This is a genomic window from Dactylosporangium salmoneum (genome assembly GCF_039532525.1).
Taxonomy (GTDB): domain Bacteria; phylum Actinomycetota; class Actinomycetes; order Mycobacteriales; family Micromonosporaceae; genus Dactylosporangium; species Dactylosporangium salmoneum.
Genome location: NZ_BAAARV010000025.1, coordinates 87153 through 102456, shown reverse-complemented (window position 1 = coordinate 102456; position 15304 = coordinate 87153). Strand labels below are relative to the sequence as shown.

At 74.7% G+C, this 15304-nt stretch carries 15 protein-coding genes and 1 pseudogene; 6 read left to right on the top strand and 10 right to left on the bottom strand.

Annotated features, from left to right (window positions below):
* The first annotated feature begins 183 nt into the window (after positions 1 to 183).
* Positions 184 to 1404, top strand: a complete 1221-nt coding sequence (locus ABD352_RS16115; RefSeq protein ID WP_344613174.1) for a type VII secretion protein EccE — start codon at positions 184 to 186, stop codon at positions 1402 to 1404.
* A complete protein-coding gene (locus tag ABD352_RS16110) occupies positions 1401 to 2885 on the top strand; it encodes a hypothetical protein (RefSeq protein ID WP_344613173.1) in 1485 nt (494 codons plus the stop codon). Before ABD352_RS16115 ends, ABD352_RS16110 begins: the two co-directional genes overlap by 4 nt.
* Here ABD352_RS16110 and ABD352_RS16105 read toward each other — a convergent pair whose 3' ends face one another.
* From ABD352_RS16105 to ABD352_RS16095, 3 genes are read right to left on the bottom strand one after another with little or no spacing between them, the layout of a single operon-like run.
* The gene (locus ABD352_RS16105; RefSeq protein WP_344613172.1) at positions 2886 to 3785 is read right to left on the bottom strand and encodes an SseB family protein; all 900 of its coding nucleotides are present in this window, start codon (positions 3783 to 3785) and stop codon (positions 2886 to 2888) included.
* Between the two features lie 4 nt (positions 3786 to 3789).
* Positions 3790 to 4272: an SUKH-3 domain-containing protein gene (locus tag ABD352_RS16100; RefSeq protein ID WP_344613171.1), complete on the bottom strand. Its 483-nt coding sequence runs from the start codon at positions 4270 to 4272 to the stop codon at positions 3790 to 3792.
* Positions 4269 to 4652 (bottom strand): YwqJ-related putative deaminase, encoded by a 384-nt coding sequence (locus ABD352_RS16095; protein WP_344613170.1) that lies wholly within the window; start codon positions 4650 to 4652, stop codon positions 4269 to 4271. The genes ABD352_RS16100 and ABD352_RS16095 overlap by 4 nt, the downstream gene beginning before the upstream one ends.
* A gap of 53 nt (positions 4653 to 4705) precedes the next feature.
* Between ABD352_RS16095 and ABD352_RS16090 the strand changes: the two genes are divergently transcribed.
* Positions 4706 to 6391 (top strand): right-handed parallel beta-helix repeat-containing protein, encoded by a 1686-nt coding sequence (locus tag ABD352_RS16090; RefSeq protein ID WP_344613169.1) that lies wholly within the window; start codon positions 4706 to 4708, stop codon positions 6389 to 6391.
* Positions 6388 to 6984: a hypothetical protein gene (locus tag ABD352_RS16085; RefSeq protein WP_344613168.1), complete on the top strand. Its 597-nt coding sequence runs from the start codon at positions 6388 to 6390 to the stop codon at positions 6982 to 6984. The genes ABD352_RS16090 and ABD352_RS16085 overlap by 4 nt, the downstream gene beginning before the upstream one ends.
* Before the next feature lies 1 nt (position 6985).
* Here ABD352_RS16085 and map read toward each other — a convergent pair whose 3' ends face one another.
* The gene (map, locus tag ABD352_RS16080) at positions 6986 to 7768 is read right to left on the bottom strand and encodes a type I methionyl aminopeptidase (protein WP_344613167.1); all 783 of its coding nucleotides are present in this window, start codon (positions 7766 to 7768) and stop codon (positions 6986 to 6988) included.
* Between the two features lie 66 nt (positions 7769 to 7834).
* Between map and ABD352_RS16075 the strand changes: the two genes are divergently transcribed.
* Both ABD352_RS16075 and ABD352_RS16070 read left to right on the top strand, forming a co-directional pair.
* Positions 7835 to 8107, top strand: a complete 273-nt coding sequence (locus ABD352_RS16075; protein ID WP_344613166.1) for a helix-turn-helix domain-containing protein — start codon at positions 7835 to 7837, stop codon at positions 8105 to 8107.
* A gap of 45 nt (positions 8108 to 8152) precedes the next feature.
* Positions 8153 to 8389, top strand: a complete 237-nt coding sequence (locus tag ABD352_RS16070) for a hypothetical protein (RefSeq protein ID WP_344613165.1) — start codon at positions 8153 to 8155, stop codon at positions 8387 to 8389.
* On the opposite strand, the gene ABD352_RS16065 is transcribed toward ABD352_RS16070, so the two are convergent.
* From ABD352_RS16065 to ABD352_RS16040, 6 genes and pseudogenes are all read right to left on the bottom strand, one after another.
* Positions 8386 to 8838, bottom strand: a complete 453-nt coding sequence (locus tag ABD352_RS16065; RefSeq protein WP_344613164.1) for a TY-Chap domain-containing protein — start codon at positions 8836 to 8838, stop codon at positions 8386 to 8388. The two genes, ABD352_RS16070 and ABD352_RS16065, sit on opposite strands and share 4 nt — an antisense overlap.
* On the bottom strand, positions 8838 to 9323 hold the full coding sequence (locus tag ABD352_RS16060) for a DUF6301 family protein (RefSeq protein WP_344613163.1): 486 nt from the start codon (positions 9321 to 9323) through the stop codon (positions 8838 to 8840). The genes ABD352_RS16065 and ABD352_RS16060 overlap by 1 nt, the downstream gene beginning before the upstream one ends.
* A 10-nt stretch (positions 9324 to 9333) precedes the next feature.
* A complete protein-coding gene (locus tag ABD352_RS16055; RefSeq protein ID WP_344613162.1) occupies positions 9334 to 10149 on the bottom strand; it encodes an SUKH-3 domain-containing protein in 816 nt (271 codons plus the stop codon).
* On the bottom strand, positions 10146 to 10724 hold the full coding sequence (locus ABD352_RS16050; RefSeq protein WP_344613161.1) for an HD domain-containing protein: 579 nt from the start codon (positions 10722 to 10724) through the stop codon (positions 10146 to 10148). Before ABD352_RS16050 ends, ABD352_RS16055 begins: the two co-directional genes overlap by 4 nt.
* Positions 10708 to 11406 (bottom strand): hypothetical protein, encoded by a 699-nt coding sequence (locus ABD352_RS16045; protein ID WP_344613160.1) that lies wholly within the window; start codon positions 11404 to 11406, stop codon positions 10708 to 10710. The genes ABD352_RS16050 and ABD352_RS16045 overlap by 17 nt, the downstream gene beginning before the upstream one ends.
* Positions 11403 to 15304 (bottom strand): annotated as a pseudogene (locus tag ABD352_RS16040) (hypothetical protein); the annotation flags it as partial. The pseudogene ABD352_RS16040 and the gene ABD352_RS16045, both read right to left, overlap by 4 nt.

The window sequence follows — 15304 nt, the reverse complement described above, 5'->3', positions numbered from 1 at the left end:
ATCCGGTGCCGCTCGACCCTCACCCACGGCGGTGACTCACGCACCGGGTCGCGCACCATTGATCGGCTATGCTGTCCCGCCTGGCAGATGCCACAGGAGCGCGCCCGCCATAGGGTGAACGGGATAGGTAAGCTGCGATCCCGACAAGGATTGAGCGGCTCGAGCTACGGGGGTGCCGGCCAGATGACTCAAGCGCCCGTCTCCGCGCGCGGCGAGGAGTCCCAGCCCCGGCTGCGGCGCCGGCCCGGGTACGTCGGCGGCGTACACATCGGGCGGCTCGTCCTGATCGAGGCCGTGCTGGTGGTCATCGCGGCCATGCTGCCCCGCGGGCCGATCGTCGCCGGGATCACCGCCTTCGCCGGCGTCCTCGTCATCGTCGTGTTCCTGCTGCGCGCCCGCGGCCGGTGGTGGCTGGAGCGGCGCGCCCTGGTCCGCGAGCACAACCGGCGCCGCCGGGCCGGCCCCGATCCGACCCCGGAGCGGGACCGCCGGATGGTGATGCTGCGCACGCTCGCCCCCGGACTGCTCGTGCAGGACGTCGCCGGGCCCACCGCCGACGGGCCGAAGATCGGCGTGGGGTGCGACGCGGCCGGCTGGTTCGCCGCGGCGGTCCTCGGCGCCGAGACGTCCATGCGGGGCGATGCCGAGCCGGGGGTACCACTGGATCTCCTCGCCCGCGTGCTGGACGAGGCCGAGCACCCCGGCGCGATCGTGCAGGTCACCACGGTGAGCGTGCCGGCGCCGTGGCAGCAGGTCGACAACGCCCAGTTCGCCGCCCGCTCCTACCGCGAGCTGCAGCAGCTGCAGGCCGCTCCCCCGCTGCCGGCCGAGCGCACCACGTGGGTCGCCGTGCGGCTCGAGGCGCGCTCGCGGGCCGAGGCCGGGATGGCCGGCAGCTACGACGCCGAGCACGCGCCGGCGCTGGTCGGCTCGCTCATCCGCAAGGTCGGCCGGCTGCTGCGCGACGCGGGGGTCGAGCACCACATCCTCGACGCCGACCAGCTCACCGCCGCCCTGACCCGGGCCTGCGAGTTCGACCCGGCCGCGCCGGGCGACGGCTGGCGGCCGCACGAGGAGTGGACCGCGTGGCGCTCCGGCGAGCTGTCCCACACCGGGCTGTGGCTCAGGACCTGGCCCCACCTTCCCGACACGGCGGCGCTGCTGGAGCGGCTCATCTCGATGCCGGCCGCGTCGTCGGCGTCCTCGCTCACGCTGACCCGCGACGGCTCGGGGCTGGCGCTGCGCTGCCTGCTGCGGGTCTCGGCGACCGCGAGCAACCTGGAGCCGTCGGTGCGGGCGATCGAGGAGGCCGCCGCGGCGGCGAAGGCGGAGCTCGTGCGGCTCGATGGTGAGCACGGGCCGGCGGTGTACGCCTGCGCCCCGACCGGAGGCGGTGCCAAGTGACCCAGCCACCCCAGCAGCCGCCTCAGCAGCCGCCCTACCAGCCAGAGCCGCCGCCGGATCAGGTCGGCTACTACCGCGGTCCGGCGCACGCCCAGCAGGGTCAGCCTGGGCAGCAGGGTCAGCCTGGGCAGCAGCCGCCGCACGGGGCGCCGGCCGCCGGGCGGGCCCAGGTCGGGCGCGCGCAGGTGGGTCCGCCGCCCGGGCAGCCCGGACACGGGCAGCAGGGCCCGGCGCCGACCGTGTACGGCGGCTCCGCGCAGGCCGCGCCGCCGCCGGCCCAGCCCGCGCCCTACCAGCCGGCGCCCGCGGTGTACGGCGGCGCCGCCCAGGCCGCTCCGCCGCCCGCCCCGGCCGCTTACCAGCAGCCTTCGCAGGCCCAGGCCGCGCCGTATCAGCCGGCGGCCGCCCAGCCGGCCCACGCCCAGCCGGCCCACGCCCAGCCGGCCCACGCCCAGCCGGCCCACGCCCAGCCGGCCCACGCCCAGCCGGCCCACGCCCAGCCGGCGCACGCCCAGCCCGCGCATGCTCAGCCGGCGCAGGCGGTGCGGGGGCACACGACGACGGAGGTGCGGCCGGCGGTCGCGCATCCGCAGTTCGACCTGGAGAGCTCGCTGTCGCGGACCGCGGCGCCCAGCCTGCCGTGGCAGCAGGCGCAGGCCGCGGCGGCCGCGGTGGCGGCCCCGGCCGAGTCGGCGCAGGCCGCGCCCGAGGACCTGGCCCAGCGGCAGGACGGGCCCGGCGGCCCGCCATCGGGGGCGGCCGGGGCGGTCGCGCCGGGCAAGGTCGGGCGGCCGCTGTCGCACAGCCTGCCCCGGCTGCACGTCGACTGGCACGAGGTGAGCGCGGCCGCGCTCGGCCAGGTGCGCGGCGGCACCGGGGCGACCGGGCTGATGCTCGGCGTGGACTACCAGCGCCAGCCGGTGCCGATCCGGATCTTCCGGCCCGAGGCGACCCGCGTGACGCTGGTCGGCGGGCTCTGGGCCCAGCGGATCCTGGTGTTCCGGGCGCTGGCGCTCGGCGCCCGGGTGATCGTGATGACCGGCGACCCGCGGCCGTGGCAGGGCCTCGGCGAGTGGGCGACCGGCATGAACGACCGCCTCGCGCTGTGGAACGACCCGCGCCCGCCCTCGGCCCCGGCCAGCGCCCGTCAGCCGCTGCTCATCGTCACCGACGTGAGCCAGGTCGGCTTCGGCGCCCGGCCGGATCTCGGGCCGTGGCAGACGCAGGTGACCGTGGTCCGCAAGCTCGGCGCCGAGCACGCACACACGCTGCAGGGCTGCAGCCTGGTGATGCTGCAGAAGCTGAGCCGGCAGGAGGCGGCCGTGGCCGGGTCGGCCCTGAACCTCACCGAGAGCGGCGCCGGCCTGCTGCAGGAGATGACCCCCGAGATGCTGGCGCTCATGGGCAGCGGGGCCAACCGCTACGTGTGGCTCTCGCCGACGAGCGTCGAGCGGCAGTACCACGGGGAGCCCCAGCGCTGATCAGGACTCCTCGCGGGGCCGGTTCTTCTCGTGCAGCGCCGCCAGGACGAGCTCGTACATCGCGGCGAGGGCCTCGGCGGGAAGCTCCACGCCGTTGGCCCCGCCGGGGTTGATGCGCAGCGCGCCGCCGAGCGTGGTGTCCTCCAGCCCCGGCCAGGCGACCACGATGTCGACGAAGCGCACCGCGATCCAGTCCCGGTCGCCGACCTCGGCCTGCAGCTGCGCCTGCGACGAGAAGGCGAAGATGACCGGGCTGCCGTCCACCCGCTCGGTGCGCCACCACGGGAACTCCGGGTCGGTGATGTCGCGCGAGACGCTCGGCAGGATGCGGTCGGTGCGCACCGCCGTCCAGTACTCGTCCGGGTCGGGCGCGTCCGGCGGCGGGACGGCCGCGGCGATCTCCTCCTCGGTCGGCAGCGGCAGCAGCAGGTGGGCATCGAGCAGCGCACCCATGTAGGCGTCGCGGTCCCCGGCGCTCACCGCGCGGCGCAGCGCGTCGTCCAGCGGGGCCCACTCCGGCTCCCACGGCGGCAGCGTGCGCACCGCGTCCGGCGACAGGAACGCCTGCAGCGGCAGCCCCGGGTCGACGGCGATGCCCCAGCCGAGCCCGGCGATGGAGTGCACGAGCTCGAACAGCGGCGCGCGGCGCACGGCCGGGATCTCCGGCGGCAGCACCGCGCCCGAGGTCCACGCCAGCACGTAGGTCACGCCGCCGGCCTGGGAGGTGGCCAGCGTGACCGGCTCGCGGGCGGCGGCCGCGGCCGGGGTGATCGGGAGGTACAGCGCCTCCTCGGCCAGCGCCTTGCAGTAGGCCAGTTGGTCGCCGGTCGCGACCGCCGCGGCCATGGCCTCCTCGGCCTCGGTCGTGGGGCGCCAGTCGGCGAACCCGGGCAGCGTCACGCGATCACGCCCAGGTGCCGTCGTCCGTGACCCGGGCCGGCATCCGGCCGAGCACCAGCGTGGCGATGGCCTCCTCGATCGAGGCGCCGAGGTACCAGTCGGCGGTGTGGTCGAGCGCGAACACGCGGCCGTGCTCGTCCATCGCCAGCAGCCCGGCGTCGTCGCGCTCGGCGCCGATCGGGGTCAGCCGCGCGCCGATCAGCTCGCCCAGGTCGGCCAGGGTCGAGGCGGCGTGCAGGCCGCGCAGCGGGTCGAGCACGAAGCCGGAGCGGGCGATCTGCTCGCCGGCGCCGTCGGCGCGCACCGCAAGGCCGCCGAACTCGGCGAAGGCCGCCATGGCCGGCGGCACCACGGTGTGCTGGTGGCCGCTCGGAGAGGCGTGCGAGGCCAGGGCGAGGGCCCACATCCGGGCCCGGGCCGGGTCGGTGCGGCCGGGGGTCCAGCCGGCCTCGCGCAGCGCCGCGTCCACTTCCACGGGGAGGTTCACTGCTCGCTCACCTCGATGCCCAGCCAGTCGAGCAGGGCGGCGCAGGTGCGGCACGGGCGGGCCGGGCGGCCGTGCATCGGGTCGCCCTCCTCGCGGATGTGCACGACCGACACCCGCGCCCCCCACAGCTCGGCGCGGGCCGCCGACGGGGTCAGCGGGGCGCCCATGCGCCGCTCGGCCTCGTGCAGCCGGTCGGAGACCAGCACGGTCTCGGCACACGAGCCGGCGAAGCGCTCGCGCGACTCGACCGGCAGCTCGTGCAGGAACCGGCGGATCAGCGAGTGCAACTCGGGCGCGGTGTCGCCGCGCACCGACGTGTGCTGGAAGATGCCGTCGCCGACCAGCAGCGCCCCCGCGGTCATCGGCAGCTTGCGGCTCATGGCCGACAGCCTATCCGGCCATAGAATGCGAGGGCGTCACTGGATTCGAGCCGTTGTTTGGAGTCACCATTCGCACACTCCTTGTCTCACCGCAGCAGCGGGGCGCGTACGCCACCATCGGCGACGCGCTCGCCGCGGCCACCGATGACTCGGTGATCGCGGTGGCCCCGGGCACCTATGCGGAGGCCATCTTCGTCACCGGCAAGCGGCTGCGGCTGGTCGGCGCCGACCCCGCGGGCGGCCCGGTGACGCTGGACGCGACCGACATCCCGTATCCGGCCGTGAGCGCGCGCAACGCCACCCTCGCCATCGAGGGCTTCACGCTGCGCTCGGCCGACGCCGCGGTGGTCACCGCCCGCGGCACGCAGCTGTCGCTGTCCGGCTGCGACCTCGGCGCCCGCTTCGGCCCCGGCGTCGACCTGGCCGGCGGCTCGATCGAGATGCGCAAGTGCACGATCACCGGCGCGCAGTTCGGCATCGTGGTCGAGGACGCCGCCGGGACCATCGAGGACTGCCAGATCAGCGAGGTCGCCGAGGACGGCATCATCGTGCGCATCGGGGCCGACCCGCTGATCACCGCCACCACCGTGCGCGGCTGCGGGCGGCGCGGGGTGTACGTGTACCAGTTCGGCAAGCCGACCCTCGAGGGCTGCGAGGTGACCCAGACCGGCGACGCCGGCGTGATGGTCGCCCACCAGAGCGCGCCCACGATCCGCCGGTGCAAGGTCCACGACACGCAGGGCGTCGGCATCTCCTTCGCCCGCGGCTGCGCCGGCCTGGTCGAGGAGTGCCAGATCGAGAACACCGGCGTGCCCGCCCTGGACATCGCCGAGGGCGCCACCCCCACGGTCATCGCCGCCCGCCCCGACGCGCCGCCCCTGACCATCGGCGACGCCAGCCCGGCCGGCGGCGGCGACGCGGCCGCGGTCGAGGCGCTGCTGGCCGACCTGGACACGATGGTCGGCCTGGCCGGCGTGAAGGACGAGGTCCGCGCCCTCATCGACGAGATCCAGGTCAACGAGTGGCGCCGCAGCGCCGGCCTCTCCGTCGGCGCGATGAGCCACCACCTCGTCTTCGCCGGCGCCCCCGGCACGGGCAAGACCACCGTGGCCCGCATCTACGGCAAGCTCCTGGCCGCCCTGGGCGTCCTGCCGAAGGGCGCGTTCAAGGAGGTCTCGCGGCGCGATCTCGTCGGGCAGTACCTCGGCCACACCGCCGAGAAGACCTCGGCCGCCTTCGAGGAGGCCCGCGGCGGCGTGCTCTTCATCGACGAGGCCTACACGCTGTCCCGCTCGATGGGCTCCGGCGGGGACTTCGGCCAGGAGTCGATCGACACGCTGGTCAAGCTCATGGAGGACCACCGCCACGAGATCGCGGTCATCGCCGCCGGCTACACGGCGGAGATGGACGAGTTCATCTCGGCCAACCCCGGCCTGGCGTCCCGCTTCACCAAGACCGTGGTCTTCGAGAACTACACCCCCGAGGAGCTCGTCCGGATCGTGCGCCGCATGTGCGCCGCCGACGACTACCTGCTGGGCGACCAGGTCGAGCCCGCCCTGCTGCGCCACTTCGACCAGGTCGAGCGCGACGCCAACTTCGGCAACGCCCGCGACGCCCGCAAGCTCTTCGAGAGCGTGCGCAAGGCCCAGGCCCAGCGGCTGCGCATCCTCGGCCGCCGCCCGACCCTGGACGAGCTGCGCATCCTGGAGCAGGCCGACCTGGAGGCGGTCATCGCATGACATCTCCCTCCGCCTCCGCCCAGGAGTTCCGCGCCACCTGGTCGCAGACCTGGAAGACCCACATCAAGCCCTACCTGGCCGCCAACATCGTGGTCGCCCTGCTGAGCTGGATGATCGGCTACGTCATCGGCGGTTACGTGATGTCGGTGGTACTCCCCGTGGTCCTCGTCGGCGGCACGGTCCTGCTGCACCGGGTCGCCAGCCGCGGCCACGGCCTGCGCCTCTCCCCCACGGGCGTGGAGTTCCTCCGCCGCGACGGCAAGATCGCCCGGATGCGCTGGCCCGACGTCGGCGGCGTGGTCCTCATCAACCGCCGCACCAGCGCCGTAATCGCCCCGTGGGGCCCGGGCCGCGCGGCGGCCCAGCTGGGCGCGGACATGTTCGCGGACGCGAACAGCGGGCCGGGCATCACCGGCGTCGGCGAGCTGCTGAGCCAGTCGCAGGCCGCCCAGCAGCGCCAGGCCGGCCCGGAGTGGGTGCCGCTGGCCGAGCCGCAGGCGCTGAACATGAGCCTGGCGATGATCGACCGCGACTGGCCGAACGGCCCGATCGGCGCCTGGTTCCGCCGCTACCGCCCCGACCTGCTGCCCTAGCTCATGGTTGCGCCCGCTTCGGCAGGGTGAGGATCTCGGCCCCGTCGTCGGTGATGGCGATCGTGTGCTCGCTGTGCGCCGTCCGGCAGCCGGTCGCGCTGCGGAGCGTCCAGCCGTCGGCATCGGTGACGAGCTTGGCGGTGTCCGCCATGACCCACGGCTCCAATGCGAGCAACAGCCCGGGGCGCAGCCGGTATCCGCGACCGGGGCGCCCGGTGTTCGAGACGTGCGGGTCCTGGTGCATCGTCGATCCGACGCCATGACCCCCGAACTCGGTGTTGATCGAATACCCCGCCTCGCTGAGGACCGAGCCGATGGCGTGGGAGATGTCACCGAGGCGAACCCCCGGTCCGGCCGCGGCGATCCCCGCGCTCAGGGCGCGCTCGGTCGCGCTGATCAGCGCGACGCTCTCCGGGGGGTTCGAGTCGCCCACGATGAAGCTGATGGCGGAGTCGGCGACGACTCCGCTCTTGGAGACGGCGAGGTCGAGTGTCAGCAGGTCGCCGTCGGCGAGCGGGTAGTCGTGCGGCAGCCCGTGGAGCACGGCGTCGTTGACCGACGTGCAGATGTAGTGGCCGAAGGGCCCGCGCCCGAAGGACGGCGCGTAGTCGACGTAGCAGGACTCGCCTCCGGCCTCGACGATCATGGCCTGCGTCCACCGGTCGATGTCCAGGAGGTTCGTGCCCACCTCGCAGCGACTCCTCAACGCCTGCAATATGCCGGCGACCAGGGCACCCGCCGCCCTGGCTCGCGGCAGTTCGTCGGGGCTCAGGAACTCGATCATGCGACGCCTCACTCGTGCAACCAATAAGTATCCCGGCCATATTATCCCGGTACTAGAATCGCAGCCATGGTCAGGTTGCCGCTCACTCCCGAAGAGGTCGAACGCGGACAGCGCCTCGGCGCCCTCCTGCGCCGGGCCAGGGGACAGCGTTCGATGCTCGGCACCGCGCTGGACGCGGGCGTCTCGCCGGAGACGCTGCGGAAGATCGAGTCCGGTCGCGTGGCCACCCCAGCCTTCGCGACCATCGCCGCGATCGCCGACGTCCTCGGCCTTTCCCTCGATGCGGTGTGGTCGGAGATCAACGAGTCGGACGGCACGGGCGAGCGGCTGGCCTCGTAAGTCCCGGCCCACCGGCATCGACGGGAAGCCCTAGGCTCACTGCGCATGAGACGATCGAACGATCCGGTCGAGACGCGATGGGTGACGACCGACGACGTGCTCAACGGCGCCATCGACCTGGACAGCTATCCCCACCGGTATCTCGCCCTCGTTCCGGTCTCGACCCTGCGCAGCCCGATGGGCCGCCTGCTGGAGGCGGTCGAGCTGCTCGAGGACCGGTCGTGGGAGCTGGTCAACATCCTGGCCAAGGAGAACTTCTACGCGGTGCTCCGCCGCGCCTAGATCTGGGGGGCCTCCGCGACGCCGGGCAGGTCCACCGTCCACGGGCGGTTGTCGTGGTTGCCGTCCCAAGCCCGGTAGGTCAGGTCGGACGGGGCGGCGGTGCCGTTGACCTCGTGCAGCGCGCGGACCACCGAGCCGGCTAGGTCGCGGTACTCGCGCGTGGTCGCGGGCCACGGCAGCCGGAGGTGCCAGGACTGGCCGTAGGGGGTGGGCGGCGACCAGGACATCGCCTCCAGCAGGGCCCGGGCCTGCGGGGTGTCGTGCGGTACGCCGCCCGAGCCGTCCTCGGTCTGGCCGGACACCTCGGCGGTCAGGTGGGTGCGGGCCTGGTAGAACTGGGCGAAGCGCCACGGCCGGGCGCGGTCGTTGAGCACCAGGTAGAGGCCGTCGCCCAGGCGCTGCAGCTCCCGGACCAGGGCCGGGGTGAAGTCTTCCCAGGTCGCGGGCATCAGACGTCGTCGTCCTGGGCCACGTCGCGGGCCGCGAAGAGGTGCAGGTTCACCGTGTTGCGGCCGCGGGACAGCTGCAGGGCGGTCTCGCCCCTCCTCCACTCCATGACCGGCTGGTCGCCGGGGATGGTGCGGCCGACCGGGCCCAGGTCCTCGGTCAGCGCCCGGCCCGCGATCGCGAACGCGTCCTGGTGGAAGTCCCAGTCGTCGTCGGTCTCCTCGTCCGGCAGGGGGTCGGAGACGGGGACCGCCACCGTGCGGACGGCGCCGTTGTCGGAGACGCCCAGCGTGGCCTGGCCGGTGCCCACCGGGAGGCCCGGGTCGGCGAAGCGCATGGAGCCGATCTTGCGGGGCAGCAGCGACCAACCCAGCTCGGCGGCGATGCGGTCCGGCGGGACCTGATACAGCAGGGGGCCCGCGGCGAGCAGCCGGTGGGCCAGGCCGCGGACCTGCGTCGCGTCGAGCATGCGCATGGCGGTCGACATGGACTCCACCTTAGCCAACGGCCTGGCCGCGGATCAGCGAGGTGAGGGCCTCGTCGATGTCCCGGCCCAGGTAGCGCTCGACCTCGCCGACGGTGGCGATGCCGCGCCTCGGGTCCAGGACGATCTGCGACTTCCACTGGGGGACGCTGCCGATGGGCAGCAGGGGGCCCGCGACGTCGCCGAGCGGACCGTTGGGCAGCAGGTGGAAGGCCATCACCCGCCAGTCGCGGCCGTACCCGTACACCGGATACGTCAGCCCGCCGAACTCGGACAGGATCTGCCGCCGCACGGGGTCCAGCTCGATGCCCTGGCCGGCCGCCCACTCGTCGACCCGGGCGCTCTCGTCGCGGCCGGGCTGCCAGCCGACGGTGACCAGCAGGTCGTAGACGTCCGGCGGCAGGCGGAACTGCATCGGGGCGGGCGGCTCGAACGGGCCCGGCATGTGCGCCAGGAGCGCCTGGTGGGCCTGGCCGCACCGGTCGGCGTGGGCGCGCGGGGCGTAGTAGCCGCGCTCGGCCATCAGCTCGAGCAGCTCCGCGGGTGGGGCGACGCCGTGGTGTTCGAGGTAGTACTCCAGCGCCACCGGCCAGATCCAGTCGCCGTCGGTGCGGTAGCCCCGCGGTACCGGGGAAGCCGCCGCCGGATCGAGCGCGTCGGGGCCGGACGTCTGCGGGTCGCGGATGACCCACGCGGCGCTGCGCAGGTAGCGCAGGGCGCGATGGAAGCGGCGGTCGGGCTCGGGCAGCTCGCCCGGGACGAGGCGGCCGCCGGTCCGCTCGCCCAGCACCACGATCCGGAACGGCTGGTCGGACTCGGCGACGCTCACACCGCACCGCCCAGATCCGCGTGCTCGGCGGCCCAGGCGCGGTACCAGTCCTCGAACCACGGCCGGCCGGCGGCGAGCGGCACGATGGTGGCGACCGTCTCGCGGTAGTAGGAGGCGCGCTTGGCCGGGCGGGGGTGGGTGCGCAGGCGCTGGACGTTGCTGAGGCGGTCGGCCAGCTTCACGGCGATGGCGGCGTCCGGGGCGCCGGGCAGGGCGGCGAGGTACGCCTCCCGGTCCTCGCCCTTGGTGACCCAGCCGACCAGCTCGGCGACCCGGTCGCCGAAGCGGGCGCGGACCTCCTCCAGCGTGGTCGGGGTGTCCTCGACGACGTCGTGCAGCACCGCGGCGCGCAGGGTGTCCGGGTCGCGCTCGCCCACGCCCTCGGCGAGCACCTCCAGGGCCTCCAGCAGGTGCTCGACGTAGGGCTCGCCGGCCGGGCGGCGCTGGTCGCCGTGGCGCTCGACGGCGAAGGCGACCGCCTCGTCCAGGGCGGCGAGCGTGCCGGGATCGAGCCTCGCGGCGAGGCGTTCGCGCAGGGCCGGCCAGCCGGCCGACCCGTCAAACGTGCGCGGCACCGGCGGTTCCTCCCTGCGGGTCGAAGTACGTGGCGTCGACCGCCGGCGACGAGCCGACCAGGCGGACCGAGTTGTACCGCTCGGTCCACACGGCGGTGACGGTGTATCCGGCGTTGGTGGCGCTCAGGGTGCCCCCGTCGGGGACCACCGCCCAGCCGTTCGCGCGCAGCCAGGCGGCGATCGGGTCGAGGGTGGCCGGGACGGCGAGGTACTCGACGTCGACCTGGTAGCGCTCCTCGGCCAGCACGACGGAGGCGCGGCCGACGCGGCGGGGCTCGGGCTCGCGCACGCGGCGCACCCGCGCCCCGGGCACGGCGCCGGCGGCCGCGGCGACCTGGGCGTCGAGCCAGGCCTGGGAGTTCTCCAGCCAGCGGCCCATGGCGGCCCAGCCGGGCGGGGTCTCCTGCACCTCCGGGCGGGGCCGCACGCCGATGGGCTCGCCGCCGTCGATGTGCAGGGCGCGCCACTCGCGCCAGGTGGGCAGGGGCGAGCGGGGGGCCTCGGGGGCCGCCGCCGAGGCCTCGAAGTCGGCGATCAGCCGGCGCTCGTCGAGGGCCCGCCGGGCGGCCTCCACGTCGGCGCGCGCGGCGGCGTCGTCGGGATAGTCGCGCCCGTCGACGACGAAGACCGGCTCCAGGTCGTCGTGGGCCTCGCCCAGCCGGAACACGAAGAGCTCCGTCACGAGCTGTCCTCCAGCTGGTCCAGGGCGGCCGCCTCCTCGAAGGCGCGGCGGACGGCCTCGGCGTCGGCCGGTCCCAGCACGACGTAGGGCTTGTACAGCGAGTTGTGCTCGATGTCGGCGGCGATGGACGCGCGCAGCGTGGTGAGCTGCAGCTCGAACGCGTAGTGGTGGCCGTTGACCTCGATGCCGATGCAGAGCGGGATCACACGGTACTCCGGGCTCTTCGACTTCGGCGCGGCGTACATGTTGTCCACCTCCACGATCCGTCCGCCGTCGCCCACGCCGAAGTGCTCGACGACGGCGCGGAGCGTGCGGGCCAGGCTCGCGGTGTCGGGCACGGTGATCCGCGCGCCCACCGCGTCCACGATATCGCCGACGCGGTACCAGTCGCGGGGCGGAGCGCCGGGCCGGCCGCGGCTCATCCGGCCGACCTTGTCGATGAGGCCCTCGGCGTCCTTCGGGCGGCTGTTGTAGTCGACCGGGCCGTCGGTGGTGGCCCGGATGCGGTCGGCGATCGCGTTCAGCTGCCGGTCGACCTCGGGCTTGACCTCCTCGACGAGGCGGCGGGCGTAGTCGCGCACGTGGGTCATGTCGGCCTCGGTCGGGTGCGCGCCGACGTCCAGGGCCGGGTCGGTGGTCTTGAGCCGCTCGACGTAGACGTCCAGCCGGGTGCGCTCGACGCCGTCCACGACGACCTTGTTGACGTGCGGCGGCACCTTCTCGTACAGCGGGCCCTGGCCGGGGTGCTCCTCCAGGAACGCGGTCAGGTCGCCGCCGTACGGGGCCAGGGCGTCGCCGCGGCCCAGCTCCTCGATGTGGCCGAGGACCACCTCACGCAGGGCCGGGTTGCGCAGCGAGTTGGTGACGTTGAGCGGGTGCGGGTCGTCGAGCAGCTGCTCGACCACGTTGGCCAGCTCCGGCGCGACCGGCGCGACGCGCTCCTGGACCGCCCGGTGCGCGTCTAGGTTCGCCGCAGCAGGATCCGGCGCAGCTCCGGCTCGGACGGCAGGCTCGTGCCCGCCGCCCGGACCAGCCGCTCCGCCTGCTCCCGGGTGATCTCCCGGCTGTGCGGGGGCGGGGTCTCCGCGAAGCGCCGCGAGGATGTCGCCAGCTCGATAGTCATCGACCGGCGCGCCCCCGGCGTCGCCTCCGAGATCGTCACGCTCCCCGGCGCCTCGTGATACGTGTACGGGATCGCCGGGGTCTCCTCCACCGTGAGCACCACCCGGTCCGCGACCGGGCTCGGCGTCGCCGCCTCGACCAGCAGCGTCGTCCAGCCCTCGCGGCGGTCCCGCGGGCTCTCCGGCTCGATCGCCAGCACCCTCGCCCGGGCCCCGGTCCCATTGCCCAGCGCCATCCCCGGCTCGATGACGCCCCCCAGCGTCATGCCCGAGATCAGCAGGCCCCGGCCGGTCCAGTCGAACATCGTCTCCACCGAGAAGCGGATCACCAAGGTGGTCTCCCGTGCGGTCGCGAAGGGTGTCGGCGAGCGTCGCCGCCAGCGTGTCGTGGTCGGCGAAGGCCGCCGGGCCGAGCAGCAGCACCCGGCCGCCCTCCTCGGGCGGCACGAACGCGGCGACGCCCTGGCGGTCCAGGAAGCGGGCCTGCTCCACGTCGGTGACCACGCGGATCTCGATCCCGCGCAGGTCGACGCCGGCCCCGCGGGCGGCGTCGCGGGCCTGCTCGGCGGTCATCGGCAGGCCGTCGCCGCGCACCAGCAGGTCCTCGTTGCCGCGGGTGAGCCCCTCGGGCACGAACGGCCCCTGGTCCGGTGGCGGCGGGTCGTCGTGCAGGCGCCCGGTCAGCGCGGCCGGGTCGTCGTAGCCCTCGTAGCGCAGCCGCAGCTCGTAGCGGTCGTAGCCGAGGCGCTCGAGCCCCAGCACGTGCAGGCGCGCCCCGGCGGGCAGCACGACGTGGCCCTGGCCCTCGACGTGGTCGGGGTTCGCGCCGCCGATCCAGCTCATGGGGGTACCGCTGGGAGCATCCACGACGACGCGGACGGTGCCGACCATCGGGGCGGAGGCATCGTCGGCCGCCAGCCGGGTGAAGCCGTCCATCGTGACGTCGGCGTCGATGAGCCGCGGCAGGTCGGACAGCTCGGCCACGCCCAGCCGGCTCGGGTCGAGGTAGCCGTGCAGGCTCAGGTCGGCGGTCGACTCGCGCATGGCGTTTTGGATGCGGTAGGCGTCGGCGCGGTACGACTCCCGGTTGTACTCCCCGGTGCGCAGGTAGTGGTCGATGTCGTAGCCGGCGGTCCCGCCGTAGCGGCGGAGGGCCTCCTGCTCCTGCTCGGTCCAGCCGGCGGCGTGCTCGTCGCGGCGCGCGGCCACCCACTCGGGCGAGGCGTCCCGGAAGCCCTCGTCGACGAGGTCGAAGCGCGGGCCGTGGCTGGTCGCGAGGTCCAGGCCGATCATCGCCTCGTGGTGGGCCCGCCCCTCCGGCGTGGCGAGGAAGTCGTCGATGATCCGCTCGTAGCGGGGGGTGCCGCCGCGGGCGACGACGGCCTCGTCCATGGCCCGGGCGGCCTCGCGGATCGTCATGCCGCTGGAGTAGTCGGCCGTCTTGCGGTGCGCCTGCTCCCGCAGCGTGTCGTAGACGTCGCGCGGGCTGGGCTCGTTGCGGCGGTACTCCAGGTCCTGGCGCACCGCGTCCGTCATCCGCTGGACCTCTTCGGGCAGCGGCGGGCGCTCCCACCGGGCGAGCACCGCGTCGCGCCGGGCCACCAGGTCGCCGACCAGGTGCGCGGCCTCGCCGGCGGACAGCCCGGCCGCGTCGACCGGGCCGCGGATCTGCTCGTGGGAGAGGTCCCGCAGCGCGGCGATGGAGTGGTTGGTGTGCCGGGGCGGCGGCAGCGGCTCGCCGGACCGGTCGTGCAGCGGCTGCTGGCCGAGCCGCTCGGCGAGCAGCCGGTCCAGCTCGGTCAGCACGTGGTCGGGACGGCCGCCGGCGACCGCGGCCCGCGGCTCGGACGGGGCCGCGCCGTGGTCGGGCAGCGCCGCCTCGATGCGGTCGCGCAGCTGGTCGGAGCCCTGCAGCGCGAGGTCGTGGTCGCTGGTGAAGATGATGCGGTCCGGGCGGACGCCGGCCGCGTCGGGGCCCTCGTAGCGGCCCGCGCGCAGGAAGTCGCGGACACCCGTCGCGTCCACCTCGACGTGCGTGCCGTCGGCCAGCTCCACCCGCAGCAGCGCGGAGTCGCCGGTGCGGGCCATGCCCTCGGCCTCGGTGACGCGGTGCACGCCGACCACGCCGTCGATCTCGCCGGGGCGGCCCAACTCGGCGACGGCCCGGTCGAAGGCCTCCTCGCCGCGGGCCCGCGAGTAGGGGGTCGGGTCGCCGTCGGACACCCTGAACTCGGCGCCGCCGAGGTCGGTGCCGTGGAACCGGAACGCGTCGCGGGCCCGGCTGACGTGGTCGGCGACCGGCGTGTAGTGGCCGCTGTGGTTGTCCACGCTGACCAGCCGGCCGTTTTCGACCCGCAGCTCGCCGGCCGCGTGGACGTTGCCGCCGGCGAACAGGCTGGAGTGCTTCGCGTTGATCGCGCCGGCCTCGGAGAACCGCATCGCGTGGATCTCCTGGCCGTGCTCGCCCACCGCGAAGATGTAGTGGCCGTGCAGCGGCAGGCCCTCCTGGTCGTACAGCCGGCCGTCGATGACCCGGACCGTCTGGCGGGCCTGGGTCTCGGCGTCGAAGAAGGGCACGTCCTCGCGGTGGTCCTGCTCGATGATCTCGCGCGCCAGCCGGATCGGGTCGGCGTGCAGCCGCGGCCCGTCGACGACCGCCCGCGGCGCGGCGACCGGGTGCTCCGGGTCGGGCTGCGGGAAGTCGATCCGGGTGTGCTCGATGAGCCGCGCGGTGGCCGCGTCGATGCCGTGCTCGGCGTGCACGACGACCCGCGGCG